Consider the following 25,949-nt stretch of genomic DNA (forward strand, 5'->3'; position numbering starts at 1 on the left):
TATTCGTAATTCGTACGCTATATATACTATACTTTTGGCTTCAGAACATTCGACACCAGGTATTGTTCGAGTTTGTCCAGATTCTGTTTTTGACCTTCGTCAGCTTTGTGTGCTTTTACAACAATGTCACGCATCTCTGCGGTGTCAAATTCTAGTGACCAGTCTATTTTCGTTTCTTCGCCTTTTGATTCAAAGAGAACGGTGGTAATGAAGTGCGGATTGAAATGCTCGAACACGATTTTCTTCAGTGGTATAATTTCTTTGAAGATACTTCTGTTCGGATAGTTTGTTCCGTCTGGTCCGTGCATCGTTAATGTCCATTCACCACCTTCTTTAAAATCCATGGTGTGAATGGTATTGGTAAATCCGTTAGGGCCCCACCAATTGACGATGTGTTCGGGTTTTGTCCATACTTCCCATACAAGGTCGATCGGAGCCTTGAATATTCGCGTACTGCGTATCTCGTTGCTTTGTTTAGTCTCCATGGTTTTATCGTTTATTTTTCTGAATTTTTTCCAGATATGTATCGAGATTGTCAAAGCGGTTTTCCCAGATTTTCAGGATCTGATCTAACCACAGATCAATTTCTTTCATCTTCTCAATTTTGATCTGATAGTATATTTCCCGGCCTTGCTGGTTGGACTCTACCAGGCCACATTCCGTCAGTATTTGAATGTGTTTGGAGATGGTGGACCGTGCTCCGTCAAACTGATCGGCAATAGCACCAGCAGTTATAGTCTGTGACGCCAGAAGCGCCAGAATTGATCTCCTGGTTGGGTCGGCAATAGCTTGGAAAATATCTCGTCTTAAAATCATTGTGTCGTCATTTGACGACAATATAACATGCCGTCATTTAACGACATAATTTTTTGAGATTTTTTAAAAGCAGTTGTCATGTGTGACTGATGCGAGATATCAAGCGTGTTCGTAAAAATGTGATTATATTGATGCGTAAGCAGTTAATTTCAACGTGGATCATTTTAAAACGAACATTGCCTTAATACCGAAGGCAACGGGAGCGGAGAAAACGATTGGAGCAATCATTATAGCCCTGATGTTTGTACCCTTTGCTATCGGGATTTTTTCTGAGAACAAAAGGCTGCTGCTAAGTCTTCCGGCCGCATTTGTATTGTTGTTCATTTTTAATTTGGTGAGTAAGGAGAAGTTCAATCACAGGAACTGGGTTCAAAAAGATTTCTTTGTTGAATTTACCCTGAGCGGCGTAAAGATCATCAGCAGTACCGGACAGAAAGAATTTCTTTGGACAGCGATGCGAGGTACTCAATTACAGGTTCGGGGTTTTGATGGCGAAGTAAAGCCTGGTGAAGACGAGTCTGGTCACTATAACGGAACTGAAAATAGACTTACCTTCCACGCTCATAACAGGAAGTATGAATTAAATTTCTATCTGAAGAACGCGGAACAAAAACAGGCGCTCAAATTATTTCTGCAAAATATAATTGCGCCCGATACACATCTTACTTTTCAGGAGCAGCAAGAGATATATAGTGCTGATATAAATAGTTTTAAGGAGGTGCTTAAAGAGTCGGAGCCAACGGGTCAGAAGAAAAGTATAAAGTCAATGGGCTGCCTGGTTTTGTTTATAACACCATTTGTTTTAATTGGTATCGGCACATTCGGATTGGCTTTATATCAATTTGGCAAAGTCGCTCAGGCAAGGAATTGGACACCTGTGCATGCAAAAGTCCTTTCGGTGGAGATGGTTTCCAGTAGTGATTCAGAGTCGACATCCTACAAGGTTGAGATGAAGTATAAATATAGCGTTAGCTCACAAACGTTTATGGGAAGTTCGGTTTCATTTAACTCCGGAATGAATAATATAGAACACTACGGGGAATTGTATAATGTGCTGAATCAATCGCAAGTCATTCAGATTTATGTGAATGAGAATGACCCGGCAGAATCGGTAGTAATAAGAGGCATAACCAATGCCATGATTGGTATGCTCATATTTTCAATTATGTGGAATTCGCTTCTTCTTACATTTTTATTACCGGCACTGAACAGGAAATTAGAAATGAAGAAAGTACTTATAGTTACCCTGGTTATGTGGGCGCTGGGAATTGGTAAATTTATATTTCAAGTGGGCGATATAGATATATCCACACAAGTATCCGTGATCGAAGCAAAGGAAGGGCGCAAATGATGTTACGCGCTCATATAGTGTGATATGTGATTTTACATTGGACTGTCTCTAAAATTTTCTTGTCACCACAGACTTTTCCGGAGACTTGAATTTGTCAATCATTACAAGGGTTGTGCGATATGCTAATGTGAATAACGATGATGCGCCCCATTGGTATTTATAGGTATTGATCAGAATTTTCACTTTTTCAAAGATTGATACTTTTACCAAGCCGAGTTGTAATAGCCGTAGCTTAAGAAGTTTATACCCGTTGCCAACATCAGGTGTAGTAAGCAGGTTGAAATACCGGGCTTCTTTATTGGTGAGAGAATAATTCTGCAATGCTGCCAGAGCATATTCCGGTATGGGACAGATTCCTTCGTTGTTCAGATATTCCAGGAGCACCTTCGCGGGAATGTGCAGGTTATTTTGTTGTATGACTTCGAGAACCAGTTTCCAGTCAAACCCGGGTGTATTCTGAATGATATAGGTTGTATCGACAATTGCACGAAGTATAGTATCACCACCAAGATCATAACCATGAATAAGGGCACTGATAAACTGATGTTCCGGGCGTAGCATTTTATGTCCTGGTTTGTAAGTAATCGCTTCTTTCCAGAAACTCTCCACCGTATTTTCGGTAAGCGGAAAATCATGAAAACGGATATGAAGGTCGATTTCAAACTGATCTTTAACAAGGTGTGTTGCGTGGTGCAGACTATGCGTCACGGCCTCCGGAGTATACTGTGCTTCCTTGCTTACCCATCTGTTTTCGGATAAGATTTTCAGAGCCTGATGCCAGGAATCATGGTGGATCATAATATCGAGATCCAATACTGATCGAACGCCCAGGTCTTTATAGTATACTTCGGTCATGGGGAAACCTTTGATAACAATGTGTTTTATACCTTGCGCGTTGAATGTCTCAGCGATGTTTTTAAGTTCATCTTTCAACAACTGGTTTCGCACCCATATATAGCGGTAGTATCCTTTCAGCGCGGTGACCAACGGATGATTAACGCCTGCCGCAGACATCTTTTTATATAGCAACGCAAGTAAACGCTGAGAGGCGAAATCAAGACGATCGTAAACCTGGGGAAGTATACCGTTTGATGGCTGGCTGGTCAGATCACGGAAGCCCTTTACCAACATCCATTTCTCCCAGTATTGAACAGCCTGACCATTGTCCAAAAGGCATGCTTTCAACAAGAGCGTTTGATGCGCAGTAGGCAATGGGTTGTAAAAATTTTTTGGTAAGGTGTGCATCAGGCGTAAGCTGTTTTTAATTCGATAACTTGATCTGAGCGTGAACGCAATCGCTCGGTGTGTGTGATGATGAGAACCGAAGGCGTATGCTTTTGTTTTTTTAATGAGCTTGCTATGAGTTCTACGGTAGATTCATCCAGGTGGTTTGTGGGTTCATCTAAAATTATAAGCGATGCTTTGGCAAGAAAGCATCTTGCTATAGCAATCTTCTGCCGTTGGCCACCAGAGAGGCTTGCTCCCTTTTCTCCGATAACCGTGTGAAGTCCTTCAGGCAGAGACTCGATAAATTCGTGTAAACCTGAATACTGAACAGCCTCTTGCACAGCGCCAGGACCTGCGTTGGGAATTCCGTACGTTATATTCTCCAGTATAGTGCCTTGAAATGTAGTGTCTTCCTGTAACACCACGGCTATCTTGCTTCGCAGGTATTGAATATCCCATTGGGTGTAGGCCATATCACTTGCGTATACAGTGCCTTCATGCGGTTGATATAGGCCCAGTATAAGATTTACCAATGTACTTTTACCAGAGCCGTTGGGGCCGATCACCAGCGTTGTCTCACCGGGACGTAAGGAGAGGTTGAAGTTTTTAAACAAGGGTAGTTCACCGAAAGAGAACGTAATGTCTCTGCATTCAATTTTACCATCGAACACATGTTGTATTGTGCCGGTATAGGTCTCATCATGCTGTTCGGATAACAACCGGGTGCATTGCTGCCATGAATCAGTTCCTTCTATAACAGAGGGGAGTGCACTGCCAATTGTATTCAAATATCGTTTCAGCAAGAAGAGGCAAAAATAGAATGACATCAACGTTCCGATAGTCATGCTGCCTTGCATAACAGTATAACTGCCCCATGCCAGGAGTATAATGCTGCTGACGGAGAACACTACTTCCTGGTAATTGGACATCTTGATGAAGCCAATGGCCATTCGGAGACTTGAATTGTTCAATTCACGGACAATACTTTTATGATGCTCAGCTTCTTTTTGTTGTGTAGATGAGACTTTGATCAGTTTGTTGAACTCAAGAAGAAAAAGGGATTTCTTATGAAAACTTTCAAAAGATGCTTGAAATTGGCTTAAGCTTTTTTTGCTGGCTCTTCTCAGGAATTCGGTAATCAGTATAATGAGTGGAGTAATTGCGAGGAGCAACAGACTCATTTGTAAATTGAGGATTATCAGTATAATCACCAGGCAAAGGCTTATACAGGCAGAAGGTATCATGACTGAAAATATAGCGTTGGCAAAATTGTCAAGCTTCTCGGTGTCATAAACAAGAATCTTGTGGATTCGGGATATGTCAGCCTGTTGATAGGAGGCATGAGACAGTCGGAGTAATTTTTCAGACAAAGCGTTGCGTATATTAGACACTGCGTCTTTCGTATAGCGCAATATTGTAGCCCGTGTATATATCGAGAGAATACCATTGCATGTCATCAGTGCGATCAGTGCTACGGTTAACTTCAGCAACAAATTGACATCGTTATTGGGGATAGCCTGATCAAAAATTACTTTCACTAAAAAACTTACCGGTATAAGAAGCGCTGATAAGAGAACAGCAAAGATGACAACGATCCATATTTTCTGATGGAAGGAAGCGATCAAGACACGAATGGAATTTAAAATCTTCATTACTCTTGCTGTCGTCTTCTATCCAGCGCAGCTTTCAGGATGCGGGGATAATCTTGTTTTATATTCTTTTGAACACGAGATGTATTGGACTGATGTATTCTTCTTTTGGCAACCACGTGTTGAATAACGGCCTCATGAAGTTTCTTCTCCTTTGAGCGCGCGTACCAATCGGTAAACTCTTCGAGTAAAAATCCTCCGGCAAAAAGTCCAACACGCATCAAGGTCTCGCGTTTTATTAACCATGCAGATTTATGTATGCCTACCATTACTTCTGCCGTGTTTACTTCTATTTTACGCTGCTCTTCTTCCGGTAATTCTGGACTAATGAATTGTTGCATCAGGCCAAACACCATATCCAAGGCGGTATCTTTTTCGAAGGCCTGCAGTTGCAGATGTAGTCGTTGAGACATCCATAGATCATCGGCATCGAGAAACGCCAGGTATTCTCCGGACGATTGTTCTATTCCTGCATTCAACGCAGCCGCTGTTCCCTTATTGGTCTGATAAAAATATCGGACCGGAAAATTAGAAACTACTTCTCTGGTATTGTCTGTAGAGCCATCGTCTATAACAATGATTTCATCCACAGGTATAGTTTGATCCAGAATACTCTGTAGGGCTTCTCCTATATATTTACCTGCGTTATAGGCAGGAACAATCACACTAATCTTTGCTTTCATCGTTACCTGGTTTCAAAGGATCTGTAGACATTTGTCTTCTTCTGTCTAATGACAATTTCAATGCCCGCAATACCCCTAAATCTTTCAGTGTCTTGTGAATGGTTATATTCCCCGGATGAATCCGATAGAAAAGAACAATATCATTCAGAATGGTCATCTTAACATTTGATTCCTTTACGCGAAGCACCCAATCCTGATCTTCGGAAAAACGAAGCTGTTCGTTAAAATATCCCACGCGATCAAACACGTTCTTGCGAACGATGAGTCCACCGAGTTGGACATTAAAAACAGGGCTATCTATTTTTATCTGTTCCTTTCTATATTCTGAACCGGGCATATAAAAATAATCAATCAAACCGCCCACTACATCAACGTTTTGATTCTCCCTGAGGAATGACAGTTGGCGTTTTAGTTTATCGGCAGGCCAGCAATCATCTGCATCCAGAAATGCAATCAACTTGCCTTGTGCCTGAAGTATGCCGGTGTTTCTTGCTTTTGAAGGTCCACTGTTTGATTGGTGAATATACCGAACGACAGGACTATTCAATGCATGAATAATATCGGCAGTAGAATCCGTAGAGCCATCATCAACGACAATAATTTCGAGCGCGATGGTTATGTCCTGTTGCGCCAGGATGCTTTCAATAGCTTCCTTTATATAGGCAGCACCGTTGTATACAGGCATAATCACTGATAGCAACATGACATTAATTTTTATCGATCAGAAACTCCGAGATCGCTGCCGCTATTTCATTGGCATCTGTACCAAGCTCAATTCTATAGGGCCTGAGTTTCTTTGTTAATGTAATACATTTTTGAAATGTTTCATTTTGTCCGAAAGGTAATTGAAACATTGTAGTAGGAGCGATGCTTTTCAGAACTTCAGCTTCAGTACATTTTACAATGGAAGTCTTATTTGCTTTGCATACCATGGGAATGAATGCATACTCAAGCTTGCTGCGTTGCATAATTTTTTCTGCACAAGCTTCATGCATAAAAATCATGGCTTTCTCGGCTTCTTTAATAGTTGTATTTACCAGTGGCTTTAGAAAATCCAGTCTTTCTAAATTGTCCCATTCAACTTTCGCGCAGTTGTATAGTGAATATAGGGTACATGTCGCTGTATCTACCAGCACATAGTCATCACCTGCAATGAGCAGGTCATCTCTCAACAGGCAAGACAAGGTAGTACTGGACTTGCCTGAACCACTTTTCCCGGAGAGAAGTGCAGCGCTATGGTGTTGTCCAATACCTGCTGCATGTAACAAAATGTAAGATGTATCGCGCGACCACCAATGCAAAATAGATCGGAAAGGAAAGCTACGTTCCCAATACGGAATATCGGTAAAGTCTCTTATCCAATATATACCTTCTTTTGTTTCGCGATCATACATCATTACGGCTCCGGAACCATGCTGGTATGCGGTTTGGAAGCGTGCAGTATTAAAGCCTTCTATGGTACCGTGCACACCATATTGTTGCCCTTGCCAGGGAAACGATGTGAGGAGGGGACTATCAAAGCAATATATAGTAATGTCAGACGAAGAAACGTTATTCACCCGTATATGCGATAGCGAACCGAGCATATATACTTTTAACTCCGGCCTGGAAAAATTTATAGTCAATATTTTTTCAGCCAGTTGCACATGAACGGTTGAGGGGTTTTGCGCAACGGAGTTTGTATATAATGCCTTAAGTGTATTGAAGAAAATTTCCGGGTCTGAAGCTTTCATTCAGCTTTCTTATGAGGCCAGCCGGTTTGATCAACTTCGTGAATAGGATCCAGGAGTAAAAGATCCTTCATATCGTCATATTTTTTATACTCGGGAAGCATGAATTGCTGATCGAATGGTATAGTTTCTTTCACGATTGCATCAGATGGTGCAATCAAATTCTCCTGCGTCAGGAACGCTATAAATTTGTTGATAGACTCTGTCTCTTTAAACTGTCCAATGATTTCCTCAACACTATAGCCTGCGCCTAATAATTGCCAGATTGTAATTGCTGATCCTTTAAAGCTATAGTACGCTCCACTCGCCAAATTCACAATGACAGCTTCGTCATTAAAAATCTCACTTACTACTTTGTTTGTATCGATGGTATAGGTCATAAGGCTTAAATATAAGAGCGTGCTATTATATACGCAAGGATAAAAGGGCGAGCAGATAGAAGCCTGCTACATTCGGTTGATTCGGAATTCGCGAAGCTGAAATATATACCCCTTTCTGTTACAGCACGTGCAATGAAAATACTTTAGGACGATTGCTCAGTGCCTGTTGTTGCAACGTTGATGAAACAGTAGCGCAATGTTCTTGTTGAAGCGATGTCTGCTTTTTTCATTGATTGCACTCATTTCGTCAAGGTGTAATCCGTTTTTTGTGTTTGGCTTTATTTTATTGCTCTGGATTAAACCCCGACAGAAATGTTTCTCATCGTTGGCGCGCGGCATTTTCCGTCTTATGAAGAATTACCAATTTTTCGGTTATCTTGTTATTGTCGCAACTCTAAAAATTTCCGTGTTGAAACGTAATTTTGCGGAAAATAGCGCGGAAGATGGGACGGAATCACACCCCTTTTATCGCTCTTTTAAAGGAGGTCAATGTTCGCCAAAGTGATGAAAATATTGGTGAACGTGCATTGCACGGCCAAAAGACGGGATTCTATTCATGTTAGGAAATTGCTCATGTAATGTTGCACCATTTATTGCACACTTTTCTCCGGAAAATGTCTAGATGCTGAACAAATCTAAGCGTCAATCACCCGAAATGCCGCGACAAAAGCAGCTCCCACATTGACATTATTGATCAAATTTGGAAAACAGGTTTAAATGTTCAAACCGCGTTTAGGGCCTGTTCAGAAAGCTTTCGCAGATAAAAGCGCAGAAATCGGAGGCAAAGTGCGCTAAAATCCTTTCAAGCCATCCTGAAGGCAGTCTAAAAATTACATCTAAAACCGAGCGATTAGTATCGTTGTTCAATTACCGTCATTAGTGTTACGTTCAATTCTTCTACTTTTATGTCCCCCCACACTACAACTTGTTATTGATTTATATCTATGAAAACAACACTTGGCTTGGCATTAAGTATCGCTTTAGGCGCATTGCTTTGTACACCGAGTTTTTCACAATCTCTGTCCACGGTAACACACAATACTACGACAACATGGTCTGCACCCGCTGGTGTGACTGAGGTGACCGTTCAATGTTGGGGTGGCGGTGGATCTGGTGGTGGTAGCACTGCAAGCACGGTCCTCGGAGGAGGAGGAGGTGCCGGTGGTTCCTATGCGAGTTCAGTGTTAACAGTTACTCCACTAACAACTTATACTGTTACCGTTGGGGCAACCCGCACAGGTACAGCAGCTGCAGGTGTAGCCGGCAATCCATCATGGTTTAATACAGCGGGAACAATTTTCGCGCAAGGTGGAGCTGGCGGAGCCGCACCGAATGGTGCACTTGGAGCTGCAGGTGGTGCAGGTTCTACTGCTTCCAGCATAGGAGATATATTGGCAGCAGGTGGTAATGGAGCCAATGGAACAGCACTTATAGGCGCAGCAGGCGGAGCCGGAGGAAACTCTGGTGGAGCTGGCGGACCACAACGAAATACAGGTGGTGCAGGAAATGCAGGAACTGCTCCTGGCGGAGGCGGTGGCGGTGCGTTTGTGAATAACGGCACGGATAGAAACGGAGGAAACGGAGCAGCAGGACGCGTGATTATAACTTGGGTTACGCCTCCAACAGTAACAGCAATTTCACCTAACAAAATGTGTGATGGTGCCAGTGCAAATGTGAATATTACGGGTACCAATTTTACAGGTGCTTCTACAGTAACTTTCAACGGTGTTTCAGTTCCCTTTGTAGTGAACAGCGCTACATCAATCACGGCAACGGTGCCCGCAAGCGGTGTGTCTACCGGAAATGTTGTTGTGACGAATGGTAATAACTACAATACAACTTCACCTACATTTACTGTTAATGCAGGCTCATCTACGCCTGGTGCTATAACCGGTATAACTTCTACATGTCCATCAATTACAGGATTAACCTATAGCATTGCGGCAGTAAGTGGTGCGAGCAGCTATACGTGGACAGTGCCTACAGGCTGGACAATTACTTCAGGACAAAATACAACTTCAATTACAGTTACTGCCGGATTGCAGGGACAAAACGGAAATATATCTGTCATTACGGATAATACGTGTACACCTTCAACTTTGGCAGCAGTTGTATCCTGTAATACCTGGTATTCTTATCAAACAGGTGACTACAATGACTTCAATACATGGACGCTTGATCCTTCTGGTTCTACATTCGACAACCCGGCCAACGTTTATCCGGGTGCTTATGAAGAGATTGTTATTCTGAACGGCTTTACGGTAACTGTGAATGTCTCAAACCAGACTTTGTCAACAACAACAATTCAAGGTGGCGGTATCCTGGATATGTCTATAACAACAGGACACAATTTAGGTACTATTACAGGTGCTGGTTTGCTTAGAATAAAAGGTGTCAATTTACCTACAGGTACTTATACTGACTTCGTATCTACTGTAGGCGGTACTATTGAATATTATGATATAGGTGGAAACCTGCCGACTACGCTCACAACGTATAATAAATTGAAGATGACGAACAGCACAGGAGCAGGGATAACCTATGTGCAAGTAAGTGATCTTACTGTGAACAGTACTTTCGATTTGTCAACAACCGGTGCAGGTACTGTTACATGGCAAATCAACAACAACTCGAATACTCAGCGAACCATTACACTTAATGGTAATTTGACTGTAGCCAGCGGAGGAAGAATTACTGCTGGTACTGGTAACTCTGCATCAGCTTCACCGCACAGTCTTACTATGTATGGGAATATTATTAACAACGGTATTATACAATTCTTTGATCCAACGCAGGCACCGTTTACAAGCGCATATACTTCATCAACAGTATTAAACGCAGCCTTACGAGGAAACGCTGTTAACGTTACGTTCAGTGGTGCGGGTGATCAAACCGTTACTTGTAACAACCAGACAAATTTCTATCGCCTGATTGTGGACAAAGGGACTGGACAGCAAGCTATATTAACGATCAACTCATCGGCAGCATCTAACCTGAAATTGTTTGGACCCGCTAACCGATTCAGCACTGGTTCAAGTTCAACCAGTTATTCAAACTGTGCGCTCTCACTTGTCAATGGTACACTTCAGCTTACCGGTACATTAACAATTCCTACGTTGATTGAGAACGGTACAGCAGGTATAGGATCCGATCTTTTCGCTATTCCTCAAACGGCTGCTTTGTGGTTGAACAGTCCGAACGTGAGCGTTACACTCACTACCAATATTTCTGGAACCAACGAAGACCAGCGCTTATTAGCTAACGGATTATTCAGAGTATCCAACGGTAGTACGTTCGATGGAGGTTTCTCCAGAGGTATTGGTTCTGCTGCAGGTGGTAGTGTAATTATAGAAGGAACTAACACTGTTGTTAAGATCTGGCAATACAGACCAATTGCAACCGGAACAGGTATATTTACCTATCAGCAAACAGGTGGTAATGTGTATGTAGGAACAACAGGTTACAACGGTACACCGGCAACAGCAGGACCTGACGATGGTATAGGAGGGTATACGGATGAATTTGCACGTTTCTCTTTAGGAAACACAAACTCATCTTTCCAGATGTCGGGAGGTACCATTAACATTGGTTCTCCTACGAGCGGAGCTAGCGGTTCAGGTGCATTAGCAGGCGGATTGGACATACAAAGTACATCTGCTAATTATAGTGTGACTGGCGGTACTATAAATGTATACATTCCACGAAATACATCGCCAACTGCTCCCAGCACGAGTCCAAGTCCGTTGAGTGGTTCCAATAACTTTACGATCTATTCAACAGCACCGCTTGGTAATATCAATATATACAGAGAAGGAACTACCGACAACAGAACCGCAGTGTTGAATAGTGCGCTTACGGTGTTGGGAAGTATATATATAGATGGCGCTAACACACCAACGCTGAATGGTAACAGCAAGAATGTTACGATCGGTGGAAATTTTACCGTGAGCAATGGTGCTACCTTTACTCCGGGTACCAGCATCATTACATTCAACGGTACAGGCGCTCAGCTGTTAACCAACAACGGAACTATTTCAACATTGGCTAACACTACCATGGTTGTGAATAAAACAACAGGTACCGTGTTGACGCTTGCAGGTACGACAAGTCCCGTTCTTCCTGCTACATTGAATGCGTTAACCTTAACATCAGGAACACTTGCCGATGGTGGTACAACTGTAACCGTAACGACCAGTCTTACTAACAATGCTGTACATACATCAACTGGTACTGGTAGCATTACCTATACGGGAACAAATACAATCGGTGGTACAAATGGCACATTCGGAAATTTGACGATCAGTGCAAATGCTACTGTAGCTACTGCAGGTGCTCAGACGGTAACAGGAACGTTACGATTGCTGAATACAAACACCACTTTGAATATTGCTTCTTACGCCCTTACTGTTTTAGGGAATATATATAGTGATGCGGGAACGAGTGTAGTATTTAATAATACGAAGCGAATATTGACCAGTGGTTTACACAATGCAGGAGGTCTTACGCGTCAAGGTATAGCCGGTAATTTGTTATTCCCGGTTGGTACGGGTACGTTGTACACTCCCAACACGATCAATGTTACGGCATCAACGCACGGAACGATAACGGTGAAACCTGTGAACAGCGAGCATCCTAACGTAGCAACAACAGGTCAAAGCGTACAATACTATTGGAATGTTACGAGTTCAGGATATTCAGGTATAACAGCGGTTACACATTTAAGTTATGATTATAGCACTGCCGTAGAAAATAATCCTACGGCTAATTACAGAGTTGCACGTTTCGACAGAACTTCAAACACCTGGGGCTATAACAACACAACTACTTTCAATGCGACAACGACTCCTCCAATTCCTACTTTTAATACAGGCAGCGGATGGACGATTTCTGGTGATCGCCTGGATGGTGAATATACCTGCGGTAATGCTGTTGCATTTGATGTTATCAAAACGTACTATAGCAAAGCGAACGGATCTTGGAGCAGTCTGAGTACATGGACGCACAGTGCTACACATATAGGAGTAGATGCTACTACAGCTCCATGTTCAAGTTGTCCGGTTATTATTGGTGATGGAGCTGCTGTCAATCATACCATTACGATGGACAACCATGGTCTTGGTTCAGGATCATTAGTAATCAATACAGGTTCAACATTAGACTGTAGCGATAAAACAGGACTTAACTTTGGAGCCGGTAGTGGTGGAGTGATTTCCGGCCGAGGTACTTTAAGAATAGGATCGCCTAACTTCCCTGCCGGAGACTTTACTAATTTTATAGGCTCTTCCGGGGGAACTGTTGAATGGTATGCATTTACCAACAATGGCTCTTTAAGACCAGGTACATTGACGGCCACTTCAGGAACACTATCCGGAATGACAACTGGTACTTATACCAACGTTACGGCCAGTGCAACGAATGGTTCCGGAACAGGAGCACGATTTACCGTTGTGGTCAGTGCAGCCAATACGATTACATCCGTTACGGTTACGCAACCTGGCAGAGATTATGTATCGGGAAATACAATTACTTTCAATGGTTCGTTATTCGGAGGAGCCGGTAGCAGAGTTTACACTTTGAATGCTGCTAATATGGGATATGAAATTCCATCGGTTGGTCCGGCACCTCAATCCCTGAATTTAACTTCTTACTATGATTTGATTATAAATCCCGGATCGGCTTATACAATATATTTGCCTAAGACTGGTCTGACTATATATAATAACTGGGTTCAACAAACCGGTACAGGTATAGTAACAAACTCGGGAGCCTATTCGAATGTAATTACTAAAGATTTCAATATATCTTCCGGTACATTTACGCTTACCAACGCAGGTAACAATGCATTGACAGTTGGAGGGAATGTCTCAAACAGCGGAACCTTTAACACTACCAGCGGAACGCATACACTTTCTGTAGTTGGTAACTTTACCAATAATGGTACAGTCAACTATAACAACACAGGAACAGTTGCTCTTACCTTTACAGGAAGTAATAACACATCATTTACCGGAACTGGTGCTGGAGGAACGACACTTGCAACACTCATCGTTAACAAGGGTACATCACAAACACCAACACTCACAATTGATGTTGGTGGTACAGTGACTGCAGCGAACTCAGGATGGCTTACATTAACGAATGGAACAGCATATTTTAATAATGCACAAACCTATACATTGGTTTCAACGGCAACTACATTTACAATACCGGCTACAGCCAAACTGCAAGTTGGTGCGGGTACTGTTAACATATTAACCAATGCAAGTGATGCCGCTGATTTGCTGTTAACCGGAACACTTGCTGTAACCGGAACAGGAACAGTAAATATAGCGGGCGGAACAAGCGGTAATGACATTGAATATGCTTCGGCAGGAACACCGACCATCCAGGTCGCAGATAATGGTATATTAAATGTAAACGGATCAATCAGAAGATCGACAACTACGATTACAGGAGCACTGGTATACAACCAAACCGGAGGAACTGTAACGGTTGGCGGACGCAATTCAAATAACACACGCGGTGTATTTGAAATTGATGCTAACACGGGAAGTAGTTTTACAATGACCGGCACTAGCGTACTTAATGTTCAGCGTCAAACCGGAGGTACCGGGTATGCAGATGTCTTTATCAATCCGCTTAGCAGTAATGTGGCTTCAACCAGTACAATTACGGTTGGTTTGCCTACCGCTACAACGCAAAGTAATTTCAGGATAAATATTGCTCCTTCTATTGGTAACTTAACTGTTCAAAATGGCGGAGGCAGCAATGCGCAAACTGTACGCATGTATTCAAATCCCCTAGTTATAGGAGGAACGTTAACGATACCAACGCCTTCTGTTTTAATTACAAACTCATTGGATGTTTCTATTGCAGGAAATCTGATTTGTAGTGGAACTTATACCGGGGGAACTAATAACACCACGTTCAACGGAACAGTGGCACAGGCAGCACAGTTATCATCCAGCAGTTCGTTTTATAATTTTACGGTAAACAAGACAACAGGTACTACATTGACTCTGTCAGGTACGTCACCAATCTTACAGAATTTATACATTCTTTCCGGTATTCTCGATGTAGGTCCATTGGCATTAGACGTGCGGACAAGTGTTACCAACAACAGTTCACAAGTCGGAGCGGGGTCTATTCTGATTTACTCTACAACTTCTCTGAGTAATACTATTAACAGCTCTAACGGCTCGTTTACGAATATTACTTTAGGAGGAACGGCAGCTTTAAAATCCATTATAGTTAATGGTAATGCTACTATAAAAGGCGTGCTTACTTTTCCTTCTTCTAACACACGCTATTTCAATATAGGATCATATCAACTTACTTTTGATGTAGATGCATCAGTAGCGAACGCATCATCCATCGGCTATATAAGAACGAACGGTGTATCTGGCGATTTGGGAGTAGTAAAAAATTGGGGTGTGGGAGCTGGACAGACTTTCGTGTATGAGATAGGATCTTCTACTAACTATACGCCTGTTTCTTATTCACTGAATGTAACCGGTGCAGGAACACTATCAGTAGCGCCTGTTAATAGTGCTCACCCTACATACAATCAAAATAGCACTGAACAAATCTTAAGATACTATTGGATTGTATCGCGTGGAAGCACACTCAATGCTACAGCAAGTGGTGACCATACATACTCCTATCCATCTTCGCTCATGGCAGGATCGGGAGGCGCTTTAGTTGCCGGGTATCTGGATGGAAATGCAGATCCTCTGGGCTGGACAACAAGTGGACATGGAGGTAGTGCTGATGCTACACATATGACTTTTATTTCAACGCCTACTACCAATTTACCTTCAGCTGGTAATTACTATGATTATTCGGTAGGTACAGTAAATACATTACCTAATCCAATACTTCCATTATACAGTCGGTTGGTGACAGCATCGGTTGCAAACCCGGGTACAGGAGGTAACTGGACATCAGCAGTCAGTTGGACAGCTGACCCAACAGGGATGGGGGCCGCATCTGCTTTTGTGCCTAACGGAGTGCCGGTTGTTGTACTGAGCGGAGCACGCATAAATACCAATTCAAACGGCAGACGCGCCTATAAAACAACGATCAATGGATTACTATATGTAGGTACAAGAACTGGACATAACCTGGGTATAATTAGTGGAACAGGTACTATGAGAACAGGTACCAATACTTTGCCTGCGGGTAATTATACAGCCTTTGTATCATCAGGTGGAGGTACCATCGAATATATTGCTCCAATGACTATGAACAACAGAACCACATATAATAACATAAGTATATATGCAGGTTCAACAGGTACAGTTACCATGACAGCATCTGATATTGTTGTGAACGGTAATTTGACAATAGCAGCTGGTACTACCCTCAGCAATGACGCGAACAATGCAGATATAGCGATTGCCGGTAACTGGTCTAACGATGGTACCTTTACTGAAGGTACAGGTTCCGTTACCTTTGATGGTAACAACAATCAATCCGTAACAGGTACAAACTCGTTCTATGATTTAGTCATCGATAAAGGAGCAAATAATGTTACCCTTACTGGAACGGGTACCACCTCTATAACTAATTCACTGGCATTAATTGCTGGTAATGTTATTACTTCTTCTAACAACGTCCTGGCAGTTGGAACAGCGAATGTAACCGGAGGATCAGCTAACAGCTTTGTTGACGGACCGATGACTAAAACAATCTCAGCGGCAGGAGCTTTTGTTGCTCCGTTGGGAAGTGTTCCTTCATCGAAATATAGACCGGCAACTATTGCCAACACAAGTTCTACAGATTCCTGGAGCTTTGAATATTTTGATCACAGCTCGTCACTGGATGGTTACTCGAACACCACCATGAACACAACCAATATCAATAAAGTTAGTGCCTTTGAGTACTGGATGATATCCAGAACTGGTTCAACATCTGCAGACCTTACGCTTACATACAATACAGGAAGTTATATACCTCCAAATATTGGTGATGTTACCAGCTTACGTGTAGCGCGATGGAATGGAACGCAGTGGGACTTGCCTCCAACCTCTGGCGGTACATTCTCGCAGTCCGGAACAAACATTGCGGGATCTGTAACGGTAACCAACATGACTAACTTTAGTCCTCAGACACTTGCTTCTACGGATGTGAACAGTCCTTTGCCAGTAGAGTTACTCTCTTTCACTGCAAGACTAATCACGCGTGGCGTAGAATTGAAATGGAAGACCGCTAATGAATTTAATAATGATTACTTCGACATTGAGAAATCACGAGACGGACGGAAATTTACCGCGATAGGACAGGTTGATGGCCATGGTACTACGAATGATGTTCAGCAGTATATATATATTGACGAGAAGCTAGCGGTAGGAAAAACATATTACAGATTGAAGCAGGTTGACTTCGATGGTAATGTTGTTTACTCCGATGTTGTGATGGTACAGTACGAAAGTGAAGATGCACCGCGCCTGAATGTTTACCCTAACCCTACAGCGGGTAACACTATAAAAATCGAAATGGAAGGTGTAACCAGTACAACAGAAATGCAGGTAGCATTCTTTGATCAGTTAGGGAAATTGCAATTGCAAGTTACGTTGTCTGTAGATGATACCGGTTATGCTACTGGTGAAGTATCTGTTGACAATCTGACATCAGGTGTATATGTTCTGAAGTTTGGTGACTCAGGCTTTGTTCGGAAACTGATCGTAACAGATAAATAATTTATTAAATTAGCTGATGCAGAATACAGACCTCCTGAGTACACATTCAGGAGGTCTTCTTTTTGTAGGGCATTCAATAAGATATACAGCAGTGTGGAATATAGTGTCCTGATCACTACATCGATCTTTGTAATCGGCTAGTACACACGCGGTATTCTTAACCAAGAAGAAATCCCCTTTAATGGTGATGGTAATAACCTCATCCGGGTATTTTTTGAAACTCATGTACGAATTAATTGATTCGACTTGCATACTGCTTCATATTTGGTGTTTTATAAAAGTCTAATAACCCAATAACAAAGATTTCATTTATGAAGCTCTACCGATATCTCATTCTTGCGACACTGCTGATGCTTGCTTTTAATTCAACAAGTTTTGCGCATGCTTTATGGATTGAAGCAGAACCTCAGGGCGCGCTTGGAAAGTCTCATGCTGTAAAGATATTCTATGGAGAGTATGCTGAAAATGAATTCGAGAAGACCAATAAATGGTATTCGGATGTGAATACATTTCTTCTTTGGTTGGTAGCGCCCGATGGTAAGAAAGTACAGCTTAGCTATTCCGAAGCAGGAGACCACTATATGGCAACGTTCATACCCAATCAGGAAGGTGTATATATACTCACAACCAGTCACAATGCGAAAGAAGTTGATGGTGGCTATATCTATCAGTTCAATGCGAGTGCAGCCGTTACTGTTGGTAAATCAAAGGAAGTGGCACAGAGTGTGCCTGGTAACGAGCTATATCTTGAGCCTGTAAAAAATAGCAAGGGTAAATCTGGAATTGTTAAAGCGTATTACAAAGGACAACCTGCCGCTGATATCACAATTACTGTTTTTGGGCCTGCCGGCTGGAGCAAGAATTTCAAGACAGATAAAAACGGTGTACTGGAAATCGAACCGCTTTGGAAAGGTACCTATGCTCTCGAAGGATTTTATACTTCCAGAGAAACCGGTAGTCATTTTAACGTTGCTTACGAACACATCTGGCGTTGCGCCACGTTGAGACTTGATCTGTAAAACTAAATTTTATTTCTAATAAGACAGACCTCCTGAGTGAACATGTTCTGGAGGTTTTCTTATTTATATACTTCAGGATATATACTTTTAATATTGAATGACTCACAGAATCGGAGTGTAGTATAATAAATGTTTAGACACATTGATTGTCCTCAGTTAGTATAGTCTATATGTATTAAAAATATATGTATTAAAAATGACTCCCGTTGTTATTTATACCTTCTGTTGATAAATACAGATACCTGCAAAAGGGTATATTTTTCACTTTCAAAAGCGATTGTCATGCACATAAATCCAAATGTAGTTTTGCATAATTAATTATGACCAAATCGCATGAAAAGATTTTACCCCTTTACAGGCATGGCGTGTACAGTGTTACTGTCCATCTTTTGCTTGCTAAACATCACAGTGCTGGCACAGCAACAGCACGGAAGCATTAACGGAACGATAACCTCTGCGGACGGCAGTGCCGCACCGTACGTTAACGTGGTGCTGAAAGGCACAAACAAAGGAACAACTACAAACGCAGAAGGTAAATTTGAGATTAAACGTGTTTCGCCCGGCTCATATATGCTGGTGGCAAGCTTTATAAGTTTCGATCCCATTGAACAGCCTGTGGAGGTTCGTGCTAATGAGAGCACATCGCTCACCATCACACTCAATGAAACCTCTGAACAACTGACGGAGATTGAGATATATGGTAAGTATGAAGGCTACAAGGCTGACAAGCCTTCACTGACCCTTCGCTTGCAATCCAACCTGATGGAGACACCTCAAAATATACAGGTAGTTACACGTGATGTACTTCGTGATCAACAGATCATCAGTATGAGTGATGGCCTTATTCGTAATGTGAGTGGTGTTACGCGTGCCGAACACTGGGGTGATATGTATACCAATATCAGTGCACGCGGTTCACAACTTCAGGCATTTCGCAATGGCTTTAACATTGTGAATTCCTACTGGGGACCGCTCACGGAAGATATGTCATTTGTAGATCATATCGAATTTGTGAAAGGTCCGGCCGGCTTTATGTTGTCCAGCGGAGATCCTTCCGGATTGTATAACGTTGTAACCAAGAAACCTACCGGAGTTACGAAAGGAGAAGCTTCCATTACAGCGGGCAGCTATGGTTTGTTCAGAGCCACGCTTGACCTTGATGGAAAGATGACTGCTGACGGAAAACTTTTGTATCGTCTCAATTTTTCTGCACAAAACAAAAACTCTCATCGTGCAAATGAGTATAACGACCGATATGCTATAGCCCCAGTAATCTCTTACCAACTGGACGATAGAACCAAGCTCACGCTGGAGTATATATACCAACGCGCGAATATGAGCAACGTGGGCTCATTCTATGTATTCTCAAAAGACGGATATGCTTCGCTTCCTGTTGACTTTACATCGCTTCCCGCAGGTATACCGGGAAGTGTAATGAATGATCACAGTGTATATATAAACCTGCAGCATTCGTTTAACGACAACTGGAAAGTTACCGGACAGGTAGCACGTTTCATGTATAATCAGGTTGGTGCTTCGATGTGGCCCAACGATAGCACTATATATCAGGATGGTACGTGTGTTCGCCGTGTCAGCATCTGGGATGCGAAGAGTACGATGACAATGGGACAACTCTTCGTGAATGGTGAAGCAACAACAGGCTCCATTCGTCATCGTGTATTGGCTGGTTTGGACATTGCCAATAAAAAATATCTCGCTGACTGGGGACAGTCTTTTGATCTTGACACGAAGGAGCAACCATTCGATCCGAAGAATCCATACCTGGGCATACCCGTCACCGGATACCCGGAGTTCGATCGCTCGATGCCGCTGGAACAGCGTGCTCAACTCTCGGGAGGTATACTTGAACAACGCTATACCAGTGTATATGTACAGGATGAACTTGTTTTCCTCGATAACAAATTGAGACTTACATTGGCTGGTCGCTATACGCATCTCGAACAAGCATCTTACGGTGGAGCGCCTGATAAAGCTGATCATGTTACACCGCGTGTTGGTTTGAGTGCATCCATCAATGAGCAAATCTCCCTGTATGCACTATACGATCAGGCATTTGTTCCGCAGAGTGGTACGCTTGTAGGTGGACGGAAAGTTCAACCGATCACGGGTAACAACATGGAGATAGGAGTAAAGAAAGATTGGACAGGCGGATGGAATACTACGCTTTCACTCTACCGGATATTAAAGAACAACGAGATCACAGCAGATCCTGGCAATCCAAATTCAGGCATGAGTATTGAACTCGGTGAGAAGCGCGCACAAGGTATAGAGTTTGATCTTCGTGGTACGATCCTGCCCGGACTCACGATGACAGCCAACTATGCCTATACTGACTCACGTGTAACGAAAGTAGCGGAGGGCGTAACGTCTCCGACGGAAGGATCGATCGTGCCTGGTTTTGCCAAGCATACGATCAACGCCTGGCTCAACTATCAGATTGAAAGTGGTGTATTAAAAGGTCTTGGTATATCCGGTGGCTTTACCAAATTAATGGACCGCGCTACCTATTGGACACCCGCACCTTCAACGGATAAAGATCTGCAAGATTATTTCAAGCTTGATGCCGGTATATTCTGGCAGCAGGATAAAATCAAAATTACTCTGAATGTGTTCAATGTACTCGATGAATATCTGTACAGCGGCTCGTATGAAGACTGGATGTACGATGGTCCTCAACCATGGAACGGTGGAGACGGACAAGTGTCACCAACCTATAGCTGGCAAACAGAAGCACCTCGCAATTTTCGCTTAAGCTTAACCTATAGCTTCTAAATTATAACATTTGGTTTTCGTTGGTAACTGTCTGCCGGGTATACTGGCAGGCAGTTTTTTTTATGCCTTTTTGTAAGTTGGTACTAAAGTATGAGAGTAGTCCTCGGTAATTCCTATAATTTTGAAAGGAAGTTATTATTCATTGGTATATCGTTTGAATGATAAACAACTATATTATCTGCTATGACACTAAAAGAAACGCTCGCGTCACTCAAGGCAATGGCAAACGAAAAGATGTTTGCACAAAATGTAAAACATGGTGCCGGTAAAAATCAGTTTGGTGTAAAGCTCGGTGACATTCGCACGCTCGGTAACAAAATCAAGTCAAACCATGATCTGGCTTTGGAGCTGTGGAAGACTGAAAATATAGATGCTCGGTTACTTGCAACGCTGATCATTCAGCCAAAGAAATTATCAGTACAGGAGTTGGGTGAACTTGTAAACTCCATCGCATTTGTGCAAGAGGCCGAATGGTTCAATGCGTATGTTTTGAAGGATCATCCTCAAAAAGAAACTGTCCGGGAAAAGTGGATGAACTCAAAGAATCCGTGGACCGCCAGGGCAGGATGGAGCCTTACCAGTGGTCGGGTAGCGCGTGAGCCCGAAGGTCTTGATATTGTAAAGCTTCTCGACAGAATCGAGTCGGAGATGGCTGTTGCTCCTCTTGAAGTACAGTGGACTATGAACTCAGCCTTGGCACAGATTGGAATTCATTTCCCTAAACATCGCAGGAGAGCTATTGATATAGGTGAATCACTGGGCATTTATCGCGACTATCCTGTCTCAAAAGGTTGTACTTCACCTTTTGCCCCGATCTGGATTAAAGAAATGGTAAGTCGAAACGCAGATAAAGTTAGCTGATAAAATATATAGTATATCTTGAGAACCCCAATACTACAAGTTTTATGTTCGGCACAACGGCAGGGCTAAAGGCCGTGTTGGATTAAAGTGCTTTTCCTAAGTCTGATGTTACATGATTGTAAGGTTATCATGGTTTCATTGGCAAATGCTGACCTTTTGCCTAACTTTCTCCCAAATAATCTTTTTATGTTTGATGGTGCAGATTTTCCGAAATCTCTGGATGAAGAGGTTTTTAATCTTTGGTTAGAAAATGGCAGGCAAAGCAAGATACGGTATAATTATTTGCTGATTGTTTGGGATGGGTACGAATCAAACTATTGCCCGGTTTATGTAGAACAGCGAGACGAAATCGGTCAATATGAAATGTACAGAACAGCCGTGGGCCGGGAGTCACTGGTCGCTGCATACGATCTGTATTCGGAATCAAGGATTGTATAACACTAAATCCGGAAGCAGGGTATATATAGCGGTTTGCTACCTGAAGTTTCTTCCTTCCGGAAATATTTTGCCTTGTATCATTTTGTTTTCAGGGGATTTACCTGGAAAGAACGGAGAGGTAGTTTCATCAGCCCGTGAGCGTGGCTCGAGCGATAGTTCAGTTTGCGCAGGTGCCGTTAATTTGTTGAACAGTCTTGATAAATTATAGCAGCGTTTTACAACTACGTGTATCACTTCGCCTTCACGTTGCAGCTTACCTTCTACCATGAGTAATTTGGATTGGATGATTTCCTTTCTATACTCATCAAAAAGTTTTTTGAACACCACCAGGTTAGCCGTGGCGGTTTCATCTTCAATAGTAATGAAACATATACCACTGGCCGTACCAGGACGTTGTCGTACAAGTACAAGTCCTGCTACTTTTACGTAGTCTCCATCTTTGGCAGACTCCAGTGAAGATGCAGTGCGAATGCGTAGTTGTTCCAGCGAGTGTCTTACAAAACTTACCGGATGTGCTTTCAGCGATAGCGATGTTGTAGCATAATCATGCACAACATGCTCAGAAGGTGTCATTTCCGGAAGCGCTATATTTTCTTCTGCTATATCTTGTTGCACCTGGTTAGAGAACAATGCGCGCGGCTGATAGTCTTGCGTAGACACATTCCACAAGGCTTTTCGCCTGTCATTCCCGATAGAACGGAATGCATCAGCATCCGCTAATTTTTCGAGTACAATTTCGGATAGTCCGGTTTCACGCAATGCATGAATAGAAGTATATCCGTTGTTTCGTGCCTGCATCAATGCTTTCATATCTTCTTCGCGCAAACCTTTTACTTGACGAAAGCCAAGGCGAAGCGCACAATATTTACCAGATTTTGTTTCGAGTTTATTGTCCCAATCAGAATAATTTATATCGACCGGTAATACTTCCACGCCATGTTTACGGGCATCGCTCACAATTTGAGCAGGCTGATAAAACCCCATAGGCATGCTGTTGAGCAGGGCACAGGCAAATATATCAGGGTAGTAACATTTTATCCAGGAGGATACATATACCAATAGCGCAAAGCTTACAGCATGACTCTCGGGAAATCCATAGCTTCCAAAACCTTCGAGTTGCCGGAATACGCGTTGTGCATATTCCAGGGTGTAACCATTGCCGGTCATGCCTTTGATGAGTTTATCCTGAAAGTATGAAACCTTGCCCTTGGCTTTAAAAGTTGCCATACTTCTGCGCAGATCATCGGCTTCGGAAGGTGTAAATTTAGCAGCAACAATAGCAATCTTCATGGCCTGCTCCTGGAACAACGGTACCCCTAGCGTACGATGAAGTATATCTCTAAGCTCAGGCGAAGGATACTCCACGTCCTCTTCGCCATTGCGCCTGCGCAGATAGGGATGCACCATATCGCCCTGGATGGGCCCTGGACGTACGATCGCTACTTCAATAACCAGGTCATAAAAACACTCCGGTCGCAAGCGGGGCAGCATCGATTGTTGTGCCCTGCTTTCTATCTGGAATACTCCAATGGTATCCGCGTGACTGATCATTTCGTATACCTCTTTTTTATCCGGTGGTATATTGGCCAGTGTAAGATCAAGGTTGTAATGTTGCTTGGCCAGATCGAACGCTTTGCGTATACAGGTGAGCATGCCAAGGGCAAGCACATCGATTTTTAGAAACCCCAACGCTTCAATATCATCTTTATTCCATTCAATGTTGGTGCGATTTTCCATGCGTGCATTGAGAATAGGACAGAGGTCTGCTAAATTTCCTTGTGTGATAATGAAGCCACCCGTGTGTTGTCCGAGCTGGCGCGGAAAACCCATGAACTGCTCGGTGAGCTGTAATACTTTTCGAATAGTAGGATCATCCGGATTTATACCCTGACTGATAATGCGATCTTTGTCAAAACCTTCATCCCGGAAATCCCAGATTAATCCCGCGAGTCGTTGGATTGTATCTACGGAAAGTCCCATCGCTTTCCCCACATCGCGGATGGCTCCCCGGTGATGTTGCTGCGTAACCGTTGCTATGATGGCTGCCCGGTGCCGCCCGTATTTATCATATATATACTGCATCACTTCTTCGCGTCTTTCGTGTTCAAAGTCTACATCTATATCCGGTGGCTCATTTCGGGCAGAGGAAATAAACCTTTCGAATAACAGGTCAAATTTGGAGGGATCGACTGATGTTATACCGAGACAATAACATACTGTAGAGTTAGCAGCAGAGCCTCGTCCCTGACAGAGAATTTTTTGTGAACGCGCATATCTTACAATATCATATACCGTAAGAAAGTATTCTGCATAGTTAGCATCTTCAATAAATTTGAGTTCGTAAGCTATATTACTTTGTATCTTCTCCGGTATAGATTCTCCGAATATCTGTTTTGCTCCCTGCCAGGTGAGATGTATAAGTTCCTGCTGCGGTGTACGTCCTTCGCTGGTAACTTCTTTCGGATATTGATACTTGAGTTGATCGAGTGAAAATGTACAGGCTGCCGCTATAATTTGTGTTTGTTCGATAGCAGCCGGATACTGCCGGAAAAGCCGGTGCATTTCTTCGATAGGCTTGAGGTACCGTTCGGCATTGGCATGCAGGCGGAAGCCTGCCGTATGTATAGTACATTTTTCACGCACGCAGGTAACAATGTCCTGTAACTCCCTGCGTTCAACGTTATGATAATGTACATCATTCGTGGCCACCATCGGTATATTTAATTCTTTTGATAGGTGATGAATGCGATGCAGTAGCTTGGCATCATGTCCGTTATAAATGCGTGAAACTCCTATACTCAGGTGTTCGCCAAATGCATGGCGATATTCACGTGCAGCGTTTTTGAATGCATCATCAAAATCAAAAAAAGGATTCAATGTGTCTGGTGGAAGAACGATAAACTTTGTTCCTGCGGCATACTGGTATACATCCGCTTTGTATAGGGAACATTTACCTTTTTCAGTACGCATGTTCCCTGTAGTCAATAAATTGGATATCCGTGCATAGGCATTCATATCAGTAGGAAGGGTGAGCAGACTCGGACCATCGAGCAGATCGAGTCGGCAGGCAGGTATAATACGAATACTATTTTTCTTTGCCGCTACATGCGCGCGTACCAATCCTGCAAATGTATTGCGATCGGTAATCGCTATAGCTTTATAGCCATATGCCACAGCCTGCTCCACCATTTCTTCCGGATGAGATGCACCGCGCAGAAAGCTGAAGTTTGTTGTTACCTGTAATTCTATATAGCTCATGTTTACTCGTTATATATATTATATTTTTACCTGTATTTCGTAA

Annotated in this window: 15 protein-coding genes; 6 read left to right on the forward strand and 9 right to left on the reverse strand. The window is 42.7% G+C overall.

The window, feature by feature from the left end:
- Positions 1–26: 26 nt before the first annotated feature.
- Both ACFQ21_RS19830 and ACFQ21_RS19835 read right to left on the reverse strand, forming a co-directional pair.
- Entirely contained in the window at positions 27–485 is a 459-nt protein-coding gene (locus tag ACFQ21_RS19830) for an SRPBCC family protein (protein WP_377581620.1), read from the reverse strand.
- Between the two features lie 4 nt (positions 486–489).
- A complete protein-coding gene (locus ACFQ21_RS19835) occupies positions 490–816 on the reverse strand; it encodes an ArsR/SmtB family transcription factor (RefSeq protein ID WP_377581622.1) in 327 nt (108 codons plus the stop codon).
- A gap of 154 nt (positions 817–970) precedes the next feature.
- On the opposite strand from ACFQ21_RS19835, the gene ACFQ21_RS19840 reads away from it, so the two are divergent.
- Entirely contained in the window at positions 971–2,167 is a 1,197-nt protein-coding gene (locus ACFQ21_RS19840; RefSeq protein WP_377581624.1) for a DUF3592 domain-containing protein, read from the forward strand.
- Between the two features lie 48 nt (positions 2,168–2,215).
- On the opposite strand, the gene ACFQ21_RS19845 is transcribed toward ACFQ21_RS19840, so the two are convergent.
- Genes ACFQ21_RS19845 through ACFQ21_RS19870 form a run of 6 tightly spaced genes read right to left on the reverse strand, consistent with a single transcriptional unit; the run spans position 2,216 to position 7,836 of the window.
- A complete protein-coding gene (locus ACFQ21_RS19845; RefSeq protein WP_377581626.1) occupies positions 2,216–3,412 on the reverse strand; it encodes a nucleotidyltransferase family protein in 1,197 nt (398 codons plus the stop codon).
- Entirely contained in the window at positions 3,412–5,046 is a 1,635-nt protein-coding gene (locus tag ACFQ21_RS19850; RefSeq protein WP_377581628.1) for an ABC transporter ATP-binding protein, read from the reverse strand. The genes ACFQ21_RS19845 and ACFQ21_RS19850 overlap by 1 nt, the downstream gene beginning before the upstream one ends.
- Complete coding sequence (locus ACFQ21_RS19855; RefSeq protein WP_377581630.1) at positions 5,046–5,726, reverse strand: glycosyltransferase family A protein; 681 nt, start codon at positions 5,724–5,726, stop codon at positions 5,046–5,048. The genes ACFQ21_RS19850 and ACFQ21_RS19855 overlap by 1 nt, the downstream gene beginning before the upstream one ends.
- Positions 5,710–6,429 carry a glycosyltransferase family 2 protein gene (locus ACFQ21_RS19860; protein ID WP_377581633.1) on the reverse strand — a complete coding sequence of 240 codons (720 nt, stop codon included), beginning with the start codon at positions 6,427–6,429 and terminating at the stop codon, positions 5,710–5,712. The genes ACFQ21_RS19855 and ACFQ21_RS19860 overlap by 17 nt, the downstream gene beginning before the upstream one ends.
- A 4-nt stretch (positions 6,430–6,433) precedes the next feature.
- A complete protein-coding gene (locus ACFQ21_RS19865) occupies positions 6,434–7,459 on the reverse strand; it encodes a hypothetical protein (protein ID WP_377581635.1) in 1,026 nt (341 codons plus the stop codon).
- Entirely contained in the window at positions 7,456–7,836 is a 381-nt protein-coding gene (locus ACFQ21_RS19870) for a PqqD family protein (protein ID WP_377581637.1), read from the reverse strand. The genes ACFQ21_RS19865 and ACFQ21_RS19870 overlap by 4 nt, the downstream gene beginning before the upstream one ends.
- Positions 7,837–8,780: 944 nt before the next feature.
- On the opposite strand from ACFQ21_RS19870, the gene ACFQ21_RS19875 reads away from it, so the two are divergent.
- The 5 genes from ACFQ21_RS19875 to ACFQ21_RS19895 all read left to right on the forward strand — a co-directional run bounded on the left by ACFQ21_RS19875 (position 8,781) and on the right by ACFQ21_RS19895 (position 22,648).
- Entirely contained in the window at positions 8,781–17,537 is an 8,757-nt protein-coding gene (locus ACFQ21_RS19875; RefSeq protein ID WP_377581639.1) for a glycine-rich domain-containing protein, read from the forward strand.
- Between the two features lie 311 nt (positions 17,538–17,848).
- Positions 17,849–18,556 carry a DUF4198 domain-containing protein gene (locus ACFQ21_RS19880; protein WP_377581641.1) on the forward strand — a complete coding sequence of 236 codons (708 nt, stop codon included), beginning with the start codon at positions 17,849–17,851 and terminating at the stop codon, positions 18,554–18,556.
- Between the two features lie 333 nt (positions 18,557–18,889).
- Complete coding sequence (locus ACFQ21_RS19885) at positions 18,890–21,349, forward strand: TonB-dependent siderophore receptor (protein ID WP_377581643.1); 2,460 nt, start codon at positions 18,890–18,892, stop codon at positions 21,347–21,349.
- A 183-nt stretch (positions 21,350–21,532) separates the two neighbouring features.
- On the forward strand, positions 21,533–22,210 hold the full coding sequence (locus tag ACFQ21_RS19890) for a DNA alkylation repair protein (protein ID WP_377581646.1): 678 nt from the start codon (positions 21,533–21,535) through the stop codon (positions 22,208–22,210).
- Between the two features lie 129 nt (positions 22,211–22,339).
- Positions 22,340–22,648 (forward strand): hypothetical protein, encoded by a 309-nt coding sequence (locus ACFQ21_RS19895; protein ID WP_377581649.1) that lies wholly within the window; start codon positions 22,340–22,342, stop codon positions 22,646–22,648.
- A 36-nt stretch (positions 22,649–22,684) separates the two neighbouring features.
- On the opposite strand, the gene ACFQ21_RS19900 is transcribed toward ACFQ21_RS19895, so the two are convergent.
- Positions 22,685–25,906: an error-prone DNA polymerase gene (locus tag ACFQ21_RS19900; protein ID WP_377581651.1), complete on the reverse strand. Its 3,222-nt coding sequence runs from the start codon at positions 25,904–25,906 to the stop codon at positions 22,685–22,687.
- Positions 25,907–25,949 lie beyond the last annotated feature (43 nt).

The sequence above is a fragment of the Ohtaekwangia kribbensis genome, assembly GCF_042676245.1.
Taxonomy (GTDB): Bacteria; Bacteroidota; Bacteroidia; order Cytophagales; family Cyclobacteriaceae; genus Ohtaekwangia; species Ohtaekwangia kribbensis.